The sequence below is a fragment of the Allobosea sp. genome, assembly GCF_030695125.1.
In the GTDB taxonomy this organism is placed as follows: domain Bacteria; phylum Pseudomonadota; class Alphaproteobacteria; order Rhizobiales; family Beijerinckiaceae; genus Allobosea.
Genome location: NZ_JAUYTP010000006.1, coordinates 43,213 through 58,690, shown reverse-complemented (window position 1 = coordinate 58,690; position 15,478 = coordinate 43,213). Strand labels below are relative to the sequence as shown.

Annotated in this window: 19 protein-coding genes; 15 read left to right on the top strand and 4 right to left on the bottom strand. The window is 66.4% G+C overall.

Annotation, left to right across the window (positions count from 1 at the left end; genetic code table 11):
- Positions 1 to 84: 84 nt before the first annotated feature.
- Positions 85 to 309 carry a hypothetical protein gene (locus Q8S38_RS00870; protein WP_305678525.1) on the bottom strand — a complete coding sequence of 75 codons (225 nt, stop codon included), beginning with the start codon at positions 307 to 309 and terminating at the stop codon, positions 85 to 87.
- Positions 306 to 434 (bottom strand): hypothetical protein, encoded by a 129-nt coding sequence (locus Q8S38_RS00865; RefSeq protein ID WP_305678524.1) that lies wholly within the window; start codon positions 432 to 434, stop codon positions 306 to 308. The genes Q8S38_RS00870 and Q8S38_RS00865 overlap by 4 nt, the downstream gene beginning before the upstream one ends.
- Positions 435 to 717: 283 nt before the next feature.
- On the opposite strand from Q8S38_RS00865, the gene Q8S38_RS00860 reads away from it, so the two are divergent.
- The 15 genes from Q8S38_RS00860 (at position 718) to Q8S38_RS00790 (ending at position 14,255) form a co-directional block, all read left to right on the top strand.
- Positions 718 to 1,197 (top strand): YaiI/YqxD family protein, encoded by a 480-nt coding sequence (locus Q8S38_RS00860; protein WP_305678523.1) that lies wholly within the window; start codon positions 718 to 720, stop codon positions 1,195 to 1,197.
- Positions 1,198 to 1,321: 124 nt separating this feature from the next.
- Positions 1,322 to 2,296 (top strand): Bug family tripartite tricarboxylate transporter substrate binding protein, encoded by a 975-nt coding sequence (locus Q8S38_RS00855; RefSeq protein ID WP_305678522.1) that lies wholly within the window; start codon positions 1,322 to 1,324, stop codon positions 2,294 to 2,296.
- A 19-nt stretch (positions 2,297 to 2,315) separates the two neighbouring features.
- Positions 2,316 to 2,909, top strand: a complete 594-nt coding sequence (locus Q8S38_RS00850; protein WP_305678521.1) for a histidine phosphatase family protein — start codon at positions 2,316 to 2,318, stop codon at positions 2,907 to 2,909.
- Positions 2,910 to 3,035: 126 nt separating this feature from the next.
- The gene (locus Q8S38_RS00845; protein WP_305678520.1) at positions 3,036 to 4,169 is read left to right on the top strand and encodes a PQQ-dependent sugar dehydrogenase; all 1,134 of its coding nucleotides are present in this window, start codon (positions 3,036 to 3,038) and stop codon (positions 4,167 to 4,169) included.
- A 270-nt stretch (positions 4,170 to 4,439) separates the two neighbouring features.
- Positions 4,440 to 5,126, top strand: coding sequence for an RNA polymerase sigma factor (locus tag Q8S38_RS00840; protein WP_371125809.1), 687 nt, complete (start codon positions 4,440 to 4,442; stop codon positions 5,124 to 5,126).
- A 126-nt stretch (positions 5,127 to 5,252) separates the two neighbouring features.
- Positions 5,253 to 6,080: a flagellin gene (locus Q8S38_RS00835; protein WP_305678519.1), complete on the top strand. Its 828-nt coding sequence runs from the start codon at positions 5,253 to 5,255 to the stop codon at positions 6,078 to 6,080.
- Positions 6,081 to 6,145: 65 nt separating this feature from the next.
- Positions 6,146 to 7,864 (top strand): flagellar filament capping protein FliD, encoded by a 1,719-nt coding sequence (gene fliD, locus Q8S38_RS00830; protein WP_305678518.1) that lies wholly within the window; start codon positions 6,146 to 6,148, stop codon positions 7,862 to 7,864.
- Positions 7,861 to 8,283, top strand: a complete 423-nt coding sequence (locus Q8S38_RS00825) for a flagellar export chaperone FliS (RefSeq protein ID WP_305678517.1) — start codon at positions 7,861 to 7,863, stop codon at positions 8,281 to 8,283. Before fliD ends, Q8S38_RS00825 begins: the two co-directional genes overlap by 4 nt.
- Before the next feature lie 71 nt (positions 8,284 to 8,354).
- Positions 8,355 to 8,699 carry a hypothetical protein gene (locus Q8S38_RS00820; RefSeq protein ID WP_305678516.1) on the top strand — a complete coding sequence of 115 codons (345 nt, stop codon included), beginning with the start codon at positions 8,355 to 8,357 and terminating at the stop codon, positions 8,697 to 8,699.
- A gap of 377 nt (positions 8,700 to 9,076) precedes the next feature.
- Positions 9,077 to 9,397, top strand: a complete 321-nt coding sequence (locus tag Q8S38_RS00815; RefSeq protein ID WP_305678515.1) for a flagellar hook capping FlgD N-terminal domain-containing protein — start codon at positions 9,077 to 9,079, stop codon at positions 9,395 to 9,397.
- A gap of 52 nt (positions 9,398 to 9,449) precedes the next feature.
- Positions 9,450 to 10,712 carry a flagellar hook protein FlgE gene (gene flgE / locus Q8S38_RS00810; RefSeq protein WP_305678514.1) on the top strand — a complete coding sequence of 421 codons (1,263 nt, stop codon included), beginning with the start codon at positions 9,450 to 9,452 and terminating at the stop codon, positions 10,710 to 10,712.
- Positions 10,709 to 11,050: a hypothetical protein gene (locus Q8S38_RS00805; protein WP_305678513.1), complete on the top strand. Its 342-nt coding sequence runs from the start codon at positions 10,709 to 10,711 to the stop codon at positions 11,048 to 11,050. The genes flgE and Q8S38_RS00805 overlap by 4 nt, the downstream gene beginning before the upstream one ends.
- 18 nt (positions 11,051 to 11,068) lie before the next feature.
- Positions 11,069 to 11,551 (top strand): flagellar protein FlgN, encoded by a 483-nt coding sequence (locus Q8S38_RS00800; protein ID WP_305678512.1) that lies wholly within the window; start codon positions 11,069 to 11,071, stop codon positions 11,549 to 11,551.
- Positions 11,552 to 11,579: 28 nt separating this feature from the next.
- A complete protein-coding gene (gene flgK / locus Q8S38_RS00795; protein WP_305678511.1) occupies positions 11,580 to 13,322 on the top strand; it encodes a flagellar hook-associated protein FlgK in 1,743 nt (580 codons plus the stop codon).
- Between the two features lie 30 nt (positions 13,323 to 13,352).
- A complete protein-coding gene (locus Q8S38_RS00790; RefSeq protein WP_305678510.1) occupies positions 13,353 to 14,255 on the top strand; it encodes a flagellin in 903 nt (300 codons plus the stop codon).
- Positions 14,256 to 14,286: 31 nt separating this feature from the next.
- Here Q8S38_RS00790 and Q8S38_RS00785 read toward each other — a convergent pair whose 3' ends face one another.
- Together Q8S38_RS00785 and Q8S38_RS00780 are read right to left on the bottom strand one after the other, a co-directional pair.
- Positions 14,287 to 15,051, bottom strand: a complete 765-nt coding sequence (locus Q8S38_RS00785; RefSeq protein WP_305678509.1) for a class I SAM-dependent methyltransferase — start codon at positions 15,049 to 15,051, stop codon at positions 14,287 to 14,289.
- Positions 15,052 to 15,136: 85 nt separating this feature from the next.
- Complete coding sequence (locus Q8S38_RS00780) at positions 15,137 to 15,397, bottom strand: SemiSWEET family sugar transporter (protein WP_305678508.1); 261 nt, start codon at positions 15,395 to 15,397, stop codon at positions 15,137 to 15,139.
- Between the last annotated feature and the right edge of the window lie 81 nt (positions 15,398 to 15,478).

Sequence of the window (15,478 nt, the reverse complement as noted above, 5' to 3'; positions counted from 1 at the left end):
CGGGCGCCTCACGCCATCGCGGTAGGTCGCGCCGGGCCGGCGTTGCGCTGGCCCGGAACGACACGGCTTTCGACGGCGTCGCCGTCAGTCCCGAAACAGCCGCGCCGCGTCCGGCTTCTTGGCGCGCAGCGGTGTCTTGCGGGTCATGCCCTTGCCCTTGGCCGCCGGCTCTTCGGCGGCGGCATCGCCATCCTCGGCCGGCTCAGCAGCGGGGGGGGCGACCGTGGCGGGCTTGGCGGCGGGCTTCTCGCCCGCCTTGTCGGCTGCCTTGGCCTGTTCGGCTGGGTCGATCGTCTTGAAGCGGATCATTTCTTCTTCGGCCCCGCAGCCTTGGCGACGACGGCTGCAAATGTCGACGGCGCTGCGGCCGCGACCTTGGGCTTGTCCTTCTTGGGCTTCTTGGCTTCGCGATTGCCGCGCTGTTCCTTGGCCATGGTCGGATTCCTTTGCGGTCGAACGGCGCGGGATCGCGCTTTGGTGTTCGTGACAAGTCGTCAGGCGCTGCCGCGATCGCAAGGGGCGCTGGTGCGAGGCATCGTCCGGGGTGACCTGCACCCGCTGCGGCCGGCCCGGCGGATGCCGGGTCTCGTCATGTCGAAGCAGATCGTGACTCTAGGCCAGAGCCCGGCCGGGCGCACGCGCTTTCTTGGCTCATCGCCGTCCGTCGTCGCCATGCCGCTTGCGTCGGACGTTTGTCCCTGCGATGCGCTTGTCGCCATGGAGTCCCCCACGCTGATCGCGATCTATGTCGACGCCGACGCCTGCCCGGTGAAGCCGGAGATCTTCAAGGTCGCCGAGCGCCATGGCCTGCGCGTCTTCGTCGTCGCCAACAGCTACATGATGCTGCCGCGCGAGCCCTGGATCGAGCGGATCGTGGTGACCGGCAATTTCGACGCGGCGGATGACTGGATCGCTGAACGCGTTGCGCGCGGGTCGATCGTGATCACCTCCGACATTCCGCTGGCGGATCGCTGCATCAAGGCCGGCGCGGAGGTCATCGGCGCGACCGGCAAGCCTTTCACCGAGGCCTCGATCGGCATGGCGCTGGCCACCCGCGACATGATGGAGGATCTGCGGGCGATGGGGACGGCCACCGGCGGGCCGAAGCCGTTTTCGCCCAAGGACCGCTCGGCCTTCCTGCAGGCGCTCGATCTTGCGATCCAGCGGCTGAAGCGCGCGGGGTTCGCTGCCGGCTGAGAGACGGCCTAGGTCGTTGATTTCGCGGCGGCTTTATCCGGAAGCGGCATTCCCCTTCCGCCGATGATGCTCTAAAGCTCGGCTCAAGCCTGTGATCAATCGGGCCGCCCGGGAGGATTTCCGCATGTCGATGACCCGCCGCTCCACACTCGGCCTGATGGCCGGTGCCGTCCTCGCGCCCTCGCTCGTGCGCGCGCAGAGCTTTCCCACCAAGCCGATCACGCTCGTCGTGCCCTATCCGGCGGGTGGGCCCACCGATGCGATCGCGCGCTTCGTCGCGCAGGACCTGTCGACCTCGATCGGCCAGAACGTCGTCGTCGACAACCGCGCCGGCGCCTCCGGCGCGGTCGGCACGCGGGCGGTGGCCAAGGCGGACCCCGACGGCCACACCATCATCTTCGGCAACAACCAGACGCATGGGAACAACATGTTCCTGCTGAAAGAGCCGGGCTACGACGCGGTCAAGGATTTCGCCCCGCTGGCCGGCGTCGGCGCCTTCGAGCACGCCTTCGTCGTGCGCAAGGACCTGCCGGCCAAGGACATCAAGGAGCTGATCGCGCTCGCCAAGGCCGATCCCGACAAGCTCAATTACGGCTCGACCGGTGTCGGCTCCGGCTCGCATCTGGCGATGGAGCTGTTCATGGCGCGCACCGGCATCAAGATGACGCATGTGCCGTTCAGGGGCGCGGCGCCGCTGGTCCAGGAGATCATCGGCGGACGCATCGACATCGCCAATTCGACGCTGCCGAGCGTCCTGGAGCAGATCAATGCCGGGACGCTGCGCGCAATCGCGCTCGCGAGCCCCGAACGCAATGCGCGCGCCAAGGACATCCCGACGCTGCGCGAACAGGGCGTGAGCAACGCCGACGCCGATTCCTGGGCCGCTTTCTTCGCGCCGGCCGCGACGCCCACGCCGGTTCTGGAGGCGCTGTCCAAGGCGATCCTGGCTTCGCTCGCCAAGCCGGCGGTGACCGAGCAGATCCTCAAGCTCGGCTTCACGATGAGGTTACGTGACCCCGTCGCGTTCCGGCCCTATCACCTGCAGGAAATCGCGATCTGGGAAAACATCATCAGGTCCGCTGGCGTGAAGCCGGAGTGATCTGACAGCGGAGGACAGCATGGGCGCAGCGACAACGAAACGGCGCGCCCTGCTTCTCCTCGCGGCCTTCCTGGGCCTGTCCGGTCCGGCTCTCGGCATCGAGACCGACCGGGAGCGGCTCTGGTCGGCTCTGGCCACGCCCGGTCATGTCGTGCTGATGCGCCATGCCGATGCGCCGGGCACCGGCGACCCGGCCGCGATGCGGCTGGGCGACTGCACGACGCAGCGCAATCTCGGCGCGCGCGGCCGTGCTCAGGCGCGCCAGATCGGCGAGGCGTTTCGTCAGCGCGCGATCCCGGTCGCGCTCGTCCTGACCAGCCAATGGTGCCGGACGCGCGAAACCGCTGAGCTGCTGGCGCTCGGCCCTGTCGAGGAGGAGCCGGCGGCGCTTAACTCCTTCTTCGGCCGGCCCGGCGAACGCGAGGCCGCGACCGCGGCGCTGCGACGCAGGCTTGCCGCGCTTCCGCCGCAGGCGGCCACCGTCGTCATGGTCACGCATCAGGTCAACATCACCGCGTTGACAGGCGTGTTTCCCGCCTCGGGCGAGATGGTCGTGCTGACGCGCGACCCGCAAGGCGGGATCGTCACGGTCGGACGCCTGCCGCCGCCTTAAGGCCACCGGTGCGGGTGTCCTTTGCGAACACTCCGGAGGGACTGCAACCGATCGCGGTCGATGACGTTGTCCGAGGCAAACGGACGTTACTCAAACCCACGTCCTGCGACCGATGAGGAGATACCCATGCGCGCTCACGCCTATGCCCTTGCCCTCATGGCCTTTCCCGCGCTTCTGGCCGGCGAGGACGCGGCCCAGGCGCAGCAGCGCTTCCCGTCGAGCGCGGGCGATCTCGTCGTCGAGACGGTGGTGGGCGGTCTGGAGAACCCCTGGGGCCTGGCTTTCCTGCCGGACGGGCGCATGCTGGTGACGGAGCGGCCGGGGCGGTTGCGGCTGGTCGGCGCGGACGGCAAGCTCTCGCCGCCGCTGTCTGGCGTGCCCAATGTCGCGGCACGCGGCCAGGGCGGGCTGCTCGACGTGGTGCTCGATCCGAACTTCGCCCAGAACCGCGCGATCTACCTCTCCTTCGCCGAGGCGCGCGCCGGGGGCAGCGGCACCAGCGTCGCCCGGGCCCGGCTCAACGAGCGCGGCACGGCGCTGGAAGGCGCAAGGGTGATCTTCCAGCAGATGCCGACCATCGCCAGCAACATGCATTTCGGCTCGCGTCTGGTGTTCGACCGCACGGGCGCGCTCTTCGTCACGGTGGGGGACCGCTACGGCCAGCGCGACCAGGCGCAGAACCCGGGCAACCACATCGGCAAGATCATGCGGATCAATCCCGAGGGCGGCGCGGCCACCGGCAATCCCAGGATCGAGGGCTGGCAGCCCGAGATCTGGTCGATCGGCCATCGGAACGTGCAGGGCGCGGCTCTCCATCCGCAAACAGGCCAGCTTTGGACCGCCGAGCACGGCGCGCGCGGCGGGGACGAGGTCAACACACCCAAGGCCGGCCGCAACTATGGCTGGCCGGTGATCAGCTTCGGCGTCGATTATTCCGGGGCCAAACTCGGCGAGGGAACGGCCAAGGCCGGGATGGAACCGCCGCTGTTCTACTGGGACCCGTCGATCGCGCCGTCCGGCGCGGCGTTCTACACCGGCGCCGCATGGCCGGCCTGGACAAACTCTTTCTTCGTCGGCGGTCTCGCCGGGCAGATGCTGGTCAGGCTCTCGACGCAGGGCGAGACCGTGACGGGGCAGGAGCAACTGCTCAAGGGGCTCAATGAGCGCATTCGCGATGTCCGGCAGGGCCCGGACGGGTTCATCTACCTGCTCAGCGATGCGGCCGACGGGAAGCTGCTGCGGGTCAGGCCGGCGCGGTAGAGGAGACGTCGCAGGGACGAAGCGCCGAGGCGGGAGCGTCGCGAACGAATCTGTCCGCCCCCATGCGCTGTTGGCCGGAGCCCTTCGCCGCCAAGGGCGAACCCGGCAAAATCTGCCTAGAGCTAGGAAGATTTTTCCGACCTAACTATATGAAATATCTCATTTATTTCGTTTTTTGCGCGCCTGGTTTCGCGCTGTCGCGCGTTTCAGTTCCAGACGGCCCTTTCAGGCAAGCCCGACCTGAAAGTGGTTTCTGGAGGTTTCCAAGCGATGAGCGGCCAGGCATCTCACCTCAATTTCGTGCCACAGATGGTGTCCGCACCTCTTGCCCTGCTGCTCGATCAAAGCGCCGCGATGCCGCGGGCGTTGGAAAGGTTGGAAAGCCGCAGGCCGATGGATCGCGACGACGAACTGCTGGAACTGATCACGCTCGGCGACGATGCAGCGTTTCGCGAACTGGTCGAGCGCCATGTCGATCGCGCCTATGCGCTGGCGCTGCGCATTCTCCGCAACGGCGCCGATGCCGAGGATGTCGTCCAGGACACACTGCTGAAGATCTGGAGCCAGCGCGGCACCTGGCAGTCCGGCCGCGCGAAGTTCTCGACCTGGCTCTACCGCGTCGTCACCAATCGCTGCCTCGACCTGCGCCGCCGTCCGAAGACGGAAGACATGGACAACGCGCCCGAGGTCGTCGATGCGCAGCCTGACGCACTCGTGACCCTGCAGCGCCATGAGGTCAGCGACCTCCTGGCCCGGGAGATGGAGCGCCTGCCGGACCAGCAGCGGGTCGCCCTGATCCTCTCCTATTACGACGATCTCACCAACTCGCAGATCGCCGAGGTGATGGACACGACGGTCCAGGCGGTCGAATCGCTTCTGAAACGCGGGCGCCAGCATTTGCGCAAGCAGCTTCACAGCACCGAGCGCGACATCTGCCGTTCGTTTACCGTCGATTAGCCACGATCCTGACCATCTTCAAAAAGATCGCCAGCCGCATCGCCCTGCGCCGTTGAACCCCCAGACGCCCTCCCACGCGGCGTCCGCTCCCGGAAGGGAGCTTCATCGGAACAAGGAGAAGCCGCGATGGCTGTGATCTCGACGAATCTCGCCGCCAATTCGGCGGTCCGCTATCTGAACATGAACTCCGCCGACCAGACCGCTTCGCTGTCGAAGCTGGCGAGCGGCTCGCGCATCGTCACCGCCGCCGACGACGCTTCGGGGCTGGCGATCTCGACGCGCATCTCGTCCGACGTCACCGCCCTGACGCAGGCCGCGACCAACGCCTCGCATGGCACCTCGATCCTGCAGACGGCCGATGGCGGCGCCTCCAACATCAGCGACATGCTGCAGCGCATGAAGGCGCTGGCCTCCCAGTCGGCCTCCGGCACGGTGACGGATTCGGAGCGCACCTACATCAACGCGGAGTTCGATCAGCTGGTCGAGGAAATCGACGGCCTCTCCCAGAGCACGCGTTACAACGGCGAGAGCCTGCTCGACGGCACGGGCGCCTTCGCGACTGGCATGGTCGTCGTCGTCGGCTCCGATGCGACCGCCGACACGATCAATGTGACGATCGACGCGCTGGACGCGACGACGCTCGGCGTCGATACGCAGGACATCTCGACGCAGGCCGGCGCGACGACCGCCATCGCCGCCATCGATACCGCGATCGACTCCGTGTCGAGCGCACGGGCCAATATCGGCGCGCTGCAGTCGCGTTTCGAGTTCCGCTCCAACACGATCGCGACCAGCATCGAAAACCTCGAAGCGGCCAACTCCGCGATCAAGGACGTCGATGTCGCGCAGGAGTCGGCCAATCTGGCCTCGATCAAGGTCAAGACGCAGGCTTCGGTGGCCGCCGCAGCGCAGGCCAATTCGATGCCGTCCGAACTGCTGAAGCTGCTGCAGTAAGGCTCAGGCACGGTGGGCCGGTCCTGGACAGCCGGCCCACCTCTCACCTTCATGCGGAGATAGCGATGGCCTCGGTCAGCAGCACCAGTTCGAGCACGACGTCGTCCTATACGAGCGCCACGACCTCGACCGCGACCACCGACACCTCGGATATCGACTGGAATGCGCTGATCGAGGTCGCGGTCCAGGCCAAGCTGAGCAAGGCGGATTCGATCGATCTCAAGATCACCGCCAACGAAGCCAAGATTGCCGGCTATCAGGAGCTGCAATCGCTGCTCGCCGATGTGGCCGACGCGGCCGATGCGCTGCGTGCGGTCTCGGGAAGCTCCAACAGCAGTACCGATGTCTTCCTCGACCGCGCCGCCTATCTGACCGCAAACGGCAGCGTCGATGCCGCCTCCGCCCTGTCGGCCACCGTCGAGGATGGCAGTGACGTCGGCAACTACGACATCCAGATTCTCCAGCTCGCCAAGGCCCACAAGGTTGCCGGTGCGACACAAGCATCGAAATCGGAGGATCTCGGCTATTCCGGCGTCATCTCGCTCGGCATCGACGGTGGCAGCCCGATCGATCTGACGGTGACCGCAAGCATGTCGCTCGCCGACATCGCCGACACCATCAACGGCGAATCCGACGCCACCGGAGTCCAGGCGACCATCCTGCAGGTGTTGAATTCAAGTTATCGCCTCGTGCTGTCGGCGGTCGAAACCGGCGAGACCATCAGCGCGAGCGCCGTCTCGGGCGACGATGTGCTCGCCTCGCTCGGCCTCACCGACGGATCGGGTGCCTTCGCCGATGTGCTGCAGGAGCCGCAGGACGCGATCCTGACGCTCGACGGCATCGCGGTGACCCGCAACAGCAATGACATCGACGACCTGCTCGATGGCGTGACCCTGCATCTCTACCAGACGACGCAGGACGATCCGGATACCGAGAGCGAGGTTTCGATCACGCTGGAGGTCGGCGCCGATGTCAGCTCCGCCAAGACGGCGATTGAGACCCTCGTCAACGCCTATAACGCCTTCCGCGAATTCAGCACCGCGCAACAGAGCCTGGCGAGCGACGGCAGCGTCTCGGACGAGGCGGTTCTGTTCGGCGATGGCACGCTGCGCAGCGCGACCCTGTCGGTCTACAGCGCGCTGACCCGCACGGTGGACGGGGAGTCGATGAGCCTGATCGGCCTTTCCTTCGACAGCGACGGCTCGCTGGTGATCGACGAGGATACGCTGGACAACGCGCTGCTCGACGATCTCGACGCCGTCAAGTCGCTGCTCGGCTTCCAGATGGATGCGTCCTCCAGCCAGTTGCAACTGCTCTCGCGGGGGACCAGCGTCCCGGCCGACTTCACGCTCGATATCAGCGTCGACGCCAGCGGCGCGATGAGTTCGGTATCGGTGGGCGGTGATGCCTCGCTGTTCACCGTCAACGGGACACGCATCATCGGCGCCAAAGGCACGGCCTATGAGGGCTACACCTTCGTCTACGCGGGCTCGGCCGCGCAATCGATCGACGTTTCGCTCAGCACCGGCATTGCCGAGCTGCTTTATAACTCGGCGGACAAGGTGTCGGACACCTCCGACGGCTCGTTGCAGACGCTGATCGACAACCTGTCCGAGGTCGATGACGACCTGCAGGCCAAGAGCGACGCCATCCGCTCCGCGACCGAGACCTACCAGACCAATCTGAGCAACCGCTACGCCCGCTACCAGGCGGCCATCGCGGCTGCCGAGTCGACCCAGGACTACCTCACAGCGCTCCTCGACCAATGGAACAGTTCGTCATGAACCAGCACGCCCAACCGCTCGCCGCCTATCGCCGGGTCGCCGCCCAGGTCCATCCGCTCGTCGCGGTGGTCAAGCTGTATGACGAGGCGATCCGCCAGCTCAGGCTGGCGATCATGGCCACGCAGGATCGCCGTCACGAAGAGAGCCATGCCTGCATCACCAAGTCGTCGACGATCCTGCGGGGGCTCTGTCACTGCCTGCGCTTCGACAAGGGCGAAGACGTCGCCCAGCAGTTGCTCAAGGCCTACACCTACAACATCATGGCGATCCACACCGCTTATGGACGTCGGGATGCGCCGGCGCGTTACGAGAAGATCATCTGGCACCTGACGGGCCTGCGTAACGCCTGGGCGGAGATCGCCGGGCTGGCGCCCAAAACGCAGGTCGTTCCCGTCCCGCAGAAGGCGGTCAGGCGCTGAAACGATCGCGCGGATAGAAGGTCGCATCCCACCGGTGCCGACGCGGCCCGGTGGCTCGAGGCTGCGAAGATTTGCCCGTTCCCGAACATTCCGAAACAGTTTATGCACAAGGAGAAACGTTCGGGAACGAAACAGACATGAAACGAAGCGAGCTTCGGGAGGCCGTCGACCGTCACGGCGAGGATCTCTCGACCTGGCCGCTTTCGGAACGACACGAAGCCATCGCGCTCCTGGCGAACGATCCGGATGCCCGCTCCGTTCTCGACGAAGCGCGCGCGATGCGTGCGCTGATCGCCGGCCAGGCGCCCATTCGCGCTCCTGTCGGCCTGGCGGATCGGATCGTGAAGGCTGCGATCGGCGGTTCAGCCCCGACGACCACAAGGGCCCGCCCTGTGAAAGCCGCCGTCTCCTCCTAGCCACGCGATCCTGGCGACGCAGCCATCCGTTGCGAACCCGCGGTCAACCGCGAGGGGAGGCCGGCCGCCAGGTTGCGCATCGGCGGGTCGGGAACCGACGACGTTCGGTTCGAGAAAGCCCGGCGGCCGCGGGCCGGGAAACAATGCGCTGCTGCCATCGGTTAACAATTCTCTAAACGCGATAGTTAATACAAGTTTAAGACAATGATCCTGGCGTCAGGCGAGAGAATTTCGTCGCCAGCTTCAATATTCGCCGCCTGAAAATTCCTCCTCACGCGTTTCATCATCGATCCCGCAGCACATCAGCGCCGCGGGCTCGGATCGAAACGTATCCGCTCCGGGATCCCACCAGTCCCGCAGCCTGAGGGAGGCTCGCCATGAGCGTCAGTTCGGTTTCCTCGTCCACGGCGACGACCGCTGCCAGCACGACCAGTTCCTCGACATCGTCCTCCTCGTTTTCGGAGTCCGAGTTCATGTCGCTGCTCGTGCAGCAACTCCAGAACCAGGATCCGTCGAATCCGACCGACTCCAGCCAGCTCGCCTCGCAGATGCTGTCCTATGCCGGATACAGCCAGCAGGTCGCGATGAACGATACGCTGTCATCGCTGTCCTCGACGATGAACACCCTCTCGTCGACCGTATCCGACCTCTACTCCTCGGTCAGCGCGATGTCTTCGAAGCTGAGCGTCTCTGCCTGAGCACAGCTCGGCCGGCACCACCCCTGTTCCCGTGTAGAGTTGAGTAAACGCCATGAGTCTCACCGGCGCCTTGAATTCGGCTGTCTCGGCCCTGTCAGCGCAGAGTTCTGCCCTGTCGATGGTCAGCCAGAACCTCGCCAACTCCAACACCTATGGATACAAGACGACCACGGCCAGCTTCGAGAGCCTGATCGCCGACTCGACCTCGTCCGCCTATTCCGCCGGCGGCGTCTCGATCACCGGCGTCTCCAGCATCGCCACGCAGGGCTCGCTGGTCTCATCGGCGACCTCGACCAACATGGCGATCGAGGGCAACGGCTTCTTTGTCGTTGGCAACGACTCTGCCAATGGCGACATCTACTATTCCCGCAACGGCCAGTTCACGATCGACAAGAACGGCTATCTTTCGAACGGCGACTACTACCTGCAGGGTTGGCCCACCGATGCCGAGGGCACCGTCCTGGGCGCGACAACCGCCGCCGCGCTCCAGACCGTCGATACGAAGGCGATCGGCAGCATCGCGGCGGCCACGACCAGCCTGTCGCTGCAAGCCAACCTCCCGGCCGATGCCGCGGTCGGCGACAGTTTCGAAAGCGAACTCGAGGTCTACGACTCGCTGGGCACCGCCGCCACCACGACCGTCACCTGGACGAAGACGGCCGAGAATACCTGGAGCGCCGCCTTCTCCAATGCGACGAGCGCGGACGGCAACACGCTGCTGGGCACGTCGCCGGCGAGCAACACGGTTTCGATCAGCTTCAACAACAACGGCACGTTCGCCAGCACCACTCCCAATCCGCCGACGCTGACCTTCACCGGCTGGACGACGGGGGCGGCTGACAGCGCGATTGCGCTCGACATGGGCACGGCCGGATCGTCGAGCGGGCTGAGCCAGCTCTCGACGGGCGACGATCAATTGTCGGTTTCGCTCGAATACGATCAGGACGGCATCAGCTATGGCACGCTGACCGGCGTCGAACTCGGCGACGACGGCACCGTCTATGCAAACTATGACAACGACCAGCGGCGGGCGATCTACAAGGTCGCTGTCGCGACCTTCAACAATGCCGACGGGCTGACCTCCCTGAGCAGCGGGGTCTACGCCGCGAACTCGATGTCGGGCGCCAGCTCGCTGCATGTGGCCGGCACCAATGGCGCGGGCACGATCTCGGGCAGCATGCTCGAAGCGAGCACGACCGATACCAGCCAGGAATTCAGCAACATGATGGCGGCGCAGCAGGCCTATTCGGCCGCGGCGCAGGTGATGTCCTCCGTCAATACGATGTACGACACGCTGCTGAGCGCGATGCGATGAAGCGCAACCGCCCCGCTCCCCGCGTCGCACGCCCGGCGCGCGCTGCCCCGCCCGACATCCTCGCGCAGGACCCCTTGCTCGCGCGGCTGGCCGTCGTCGAAACGACCGCCAGGAACCAACTCGCCGCAGCGCGGCAGAAACCGCCCGCCGCGAAGCCTGCCGAGCGCCAGCGCAAGGAGGCGCTCGTCACCCTCGCCAATCTCGGCTTCATGCTCGATGCCCTGCGCAGCGCCCGCGACGACATGCGCGGCGCCCTCGACAAGAGCATGACGACGCATCGCGCTCTCGACGCCTACCACCGCGCCGGATCGCTCTCCGACATTCCCTACAAGCGCTGAGACATGCGAGCACCCGTCATGCCCCCATCCCCCTTGCTCGACACCGTGCCCGGCGGACAGACGCGCCGCCAGTCGGCCAATGCCGCCATCAAGGCGATGCTCGCTCTCGTCGACGATCTGATCGTCGTGATCGAGGAAGAGAACGCGCTGATGGCCGCCGGCATTCCGGCCTCGACCTCGCATCTCGTCGCGCGCAAGCGCGAGCTTTCCGGCCAGTTCTCGCACTGGATTGCGGGTCTGCGCAGCCGCGACATCGCTTTCGCCGATGCCGACGCCGCGCTGCACAGGCGCCTGATCGCGAGCAACGAGGTTCTCCGCCTCCACATGAACGACAATGTCGAAAGCCTTCGCAGCTCGATTGCCGCGACGCGGCGGCGCATCGACGCGATCATGCGCGCCATTCGCGAGCAGTCGGCGCCGCCACCCAGCCGCTACGGGGCCAACGGCAAGACCGCGCCTGCGCAGATGGCGCAGACCATTCGCCCGAGCCGCTATCTTTAACGCCACCTCGGTCCAACAGGGGCTGACCATGTCCTTCTCCGCCATCCGCAGCATCGCCTACAGCTCCCTGGCGAACACGCAGCTGCAGATGGCGCTGACGTCGTCCAATGTCGCCAATGCCGACACCGAGGGCTACACGCGCAAGGTCGCGACGCAGGCCGCCGTCTATACCGGCACGGTGGGCTCGGGCGTGTCGGTGACCGCGATCACCAGCAACGTCGACAAGTATCTGCTTCAGGATCTTGTCGGCGCGACGAGCACGGCTGGCGCGGCGACGACGACGGAGAGCTACGCGGACAAGCTGCAGAACCTGCTCGGCGCGACGACGGGCGGCGACAGCGGCGGCACCTCGCTCGCCAACAGCATCGCCGACCTCGAAACCGCCCTGTCGCAACTGAGCGGCACGCCCGAAAGCGAGACGCTGAAGGCCTCTTCCGTCGCCGCGCTCGATACCCTGGCAAGCCAGCTGCGCGAAACCTCGACCGGCATCCAGGGGCTGCGTGCCGATGCCGACGACGCCATCGAGGACGCCGTCTCGACGATCAATACCGCCCTGAACGCCATCGATGCCCTGAACGGCCAGATCGCCACGGCCCAGTCGCGCGGCGAGGCGACGGCCGACCTCGAGGACACGCGCAACACGGCGCTGCAGACGCTGTCCGGCCAGATCGATGTGAAATACTACGTCACATCCGACAACCAGATGCGGATCTCCACCGCCTCGGGCACCACGTTGCTGGACAGCCGCGCTCACGAGCTCTCCTCTTCAAGCGCAGCGGCCGTCACCCGCGACACCGTGTTCAGCGGTATCACGGTCGATGGCAAGGACATCACCCCCGAGGTCGGGTCGGGCCAGGTCGGCGCCCTGATCACGCAGCGAGACAGCGTGTTGCCGGCGGCCCAGGCGGAGCTCGACGAACTCGCCACGGGGCTGATCGACACGCTCAACAGCATCCACAATGCCGGGACCTCGCTGCCTCCGCCCTCAACCCTGACCGGGTCGACCGCGCTCTCCGCCGGCGACGCGTTTTCAGGCAGTGGCAGCGTCCGCCTCGCGGTGACTGACGCGGACGGCGCGCTGGTCAGCTACCAGGACCTCGATCTGTCGACTTTCTCCACGGTGTCGGACCTGGTCTCGGCTCTCGACGGCATCGACGGCCTGTCGGCCTCGCTCGACGCGTCCGGGCGGGTCGTGATCGCCGCCGACGCCGCCGATACCGGCATTGCGATCGCCGATATCGACAGCGCGGTGGGCGATGCCGACCAGGGCCTGTCGGATTATCTCGGCCTCAACGATCTGCTGGGCGGCTCGGACGCATCGACGATCGCGGTGCGCAAGGATCTGATCGCGACGCCGGGCCTGCTGGCGACATCGCAGCTTTCGGCCGAAGCCAGCCCGAGCGTCGGCGATAGCGTCGTCAGCATCGGCGAAAGCGGCATCGCCCAGGCGCTCGACGCGGCGCTGAGCGCTCCTCAGAGCTTCGCTGCGGCTGGGACGCTGAAGGCATCGAGCACGTCCTTTGCCGATTATGCCGCGAAGATCGTGTCCGGCATCGCGGCCACCGCGACGAACAGCGCGAGCGCGTCTGAGACCAGCCAGAGCGCGCAGCAGTCGCTGGCGGATTCGCTGGCGTCGCAATCAGGCGTCAATCTCGACGAGGAGACGGCGAAGCTTTCGGAGCTGGAACAGCAGTACTCGATGGCGGCCCAGCTTCTGGAGACGCTCAACAGCATGTTCGACACGCTGCTTCAGGTCGTCGCGTCATCCTGACGAGGCGTTCACTCAACGGGACAGGAGCCCATGATCACACGCGTCGCGACCTTCGCCATGAGCGAGCGCATGCTGGAAGCCTCGCAGCGTTCGCAGGCGAAAATGAACGAGCTTCAGCTCCAGCAGGCGTCGGGCTCCGTCTCGAGCGACTATGGCGGGCTGGGTCGTTCGGCGGGAACGCTGGTCAGCCTGGAGGTTTCGGTCGCGCGCTCCAAAAGTTATGCGGGCGCGGCCGACGACGCGCGCGGCCGTGTCGAGGTGATGTCCGACGCCTTGACCTCGATTACCGATGCGCTGTCGGGTTTCCGCGCGAGCCTGTCGGCCGCCATCAGCGCCGGCAGCGACGACGATACCCTGCAGGCCACGGCGCAGAGCTATCTCGACGAGGTCGCTGACCTGCTCAACACCCGCTTCGAGGGCCGCTATCTCTTTGGCGGCAGCGACACCACGACGGCCCCCGTCGACCTTTCCGGCCATGCCGCAACCGACGTCGCCACGGCCGACACCTCCTACTACCAGGGCAATGGCGTGAAGGCCTCGGTCGCGGTCTCCTCGGAGCGGACGCTGAGCTACGGCGTCACGGGCAATGACGCCGCCTTCGAACAGGCGCTGCGCGCCCTCAGCGCCGTCGCCAACGCGGCGACCGTTCCCGACACGGCAACCCTGCAGGCGATCTCGAACCTGACCGTCAGCGCCACCGACGCCGTCGCCGCCGTCCAGGGTCAGTTGTCCGTTCATGCCGCAACCCTGGAGCGCAGCGCGTCTGCACAGGTGGAGTACCAGGATTATGCCGCCGGGCTGATCAGCGAGGTGAACGGTGCCGACGTCACGGAACTGGCCCTGCAACTCTCGACCTACGAGACGCAATTGCAGGCGTCATACTCCGCCATGGCCAAGATCCAGTCGCTCAGCCTGATGGATTATCTGAAATAGTGAGGGCGCTCTGACCGGCAGGTCAGACCCCTCAGACGATCTCCGCCAGCCGCGTGTCCTGCGACAGCACCAGACACCAGTGCGGCTCGAAATCGGCGCCCAGCGGCCAGATGAAGTCCTTGAAGATCTCCAGCATCAACGCCTGGTAGCGCTCGAACCAGGCGCGCCGGCAGAGCACGAACTTGGTCGCGCCGACGATTGTCTCACGGTCGATGACGCAGAGCGGCACGATGTCGGGATTGGCCTCGAGATACGCCTGCACGGCGACCATCAGGGTCGGGTAGCCGGGGTGGAGCATGTCGTCGAGCACGATCAGCCCGCCCTCGGCGAGGCAGGCGGTGGCCAGGGCGAGGTCGCGGCCGAGCGCGGCGCGGGAATGCTCGCCGTCGATATGGAGGAAGCGCAAGGGCACGCCGCCGGCCTTCGCGAGGAGGTCTGCGGGCGCCATCGCGCCGGCATCGCCCTTGATCGTGCGGCGGCGCTCGGGGCCGATGCCGTGGCGAGCGCAATTGGCCTCGAAGCGCTGCTCCACGCCCGGGTCGGGCCAGGAGAAGATGTCGAGCGCCAGTGCGATCTCGCCTTCCTCGAGCGCATGGGCGAGCGCGATGAAGAAGCGGCCCTCGAAGGCGCCGATCTCGGCGATCGGCCCGCGCACGCCTTGCTGCGTCTGCAGCCGCAGCAGCCGCGCGCAGATCGCCGCGGCGAAACGCGAGGACATGCCGACGACGCGGTCATAGCCATCGGCGAGGTAGGCTTCGACGGCGGGATGGCCGGGGGAGGGGATGGGGGCTGTCATGTCGTCCGTTCATCCCTCGATCATGCGCCGGAGCGCCTGCGGTCCGCGCTTCCGGGTCGTTGAGGCCGTCGCCTGGATGTCGAGGCTAGCCGAACCGCAGCTTCATCGACAGGATCAGCAGAACAAGCAAGAGCGTGAGCGCATTGGCGACGACGACCGGCGCGGAGCCGATCTGCACGCCATAGGTCAGCCAGAGAACGGTGCCGAGCGCCAGCAGCGACTGTGTCCAGAGCGAGATCGCGCGGGTGTCGCGGGTGCGGATGGTGCGCCAGGCTTGCGGCAGCCAGCACAGGCTGGTCAGGGCGGCGGCGGCGAAGCCGAGGATCTCGATCGTGGCGGGCGACATGGTCGGTTCCCATGAGAAGGCCTCCCGTCATAGGGGGATTCGCCGGATGCTGCCGCCAAATCGCGCAAGGTTAACCTCTCT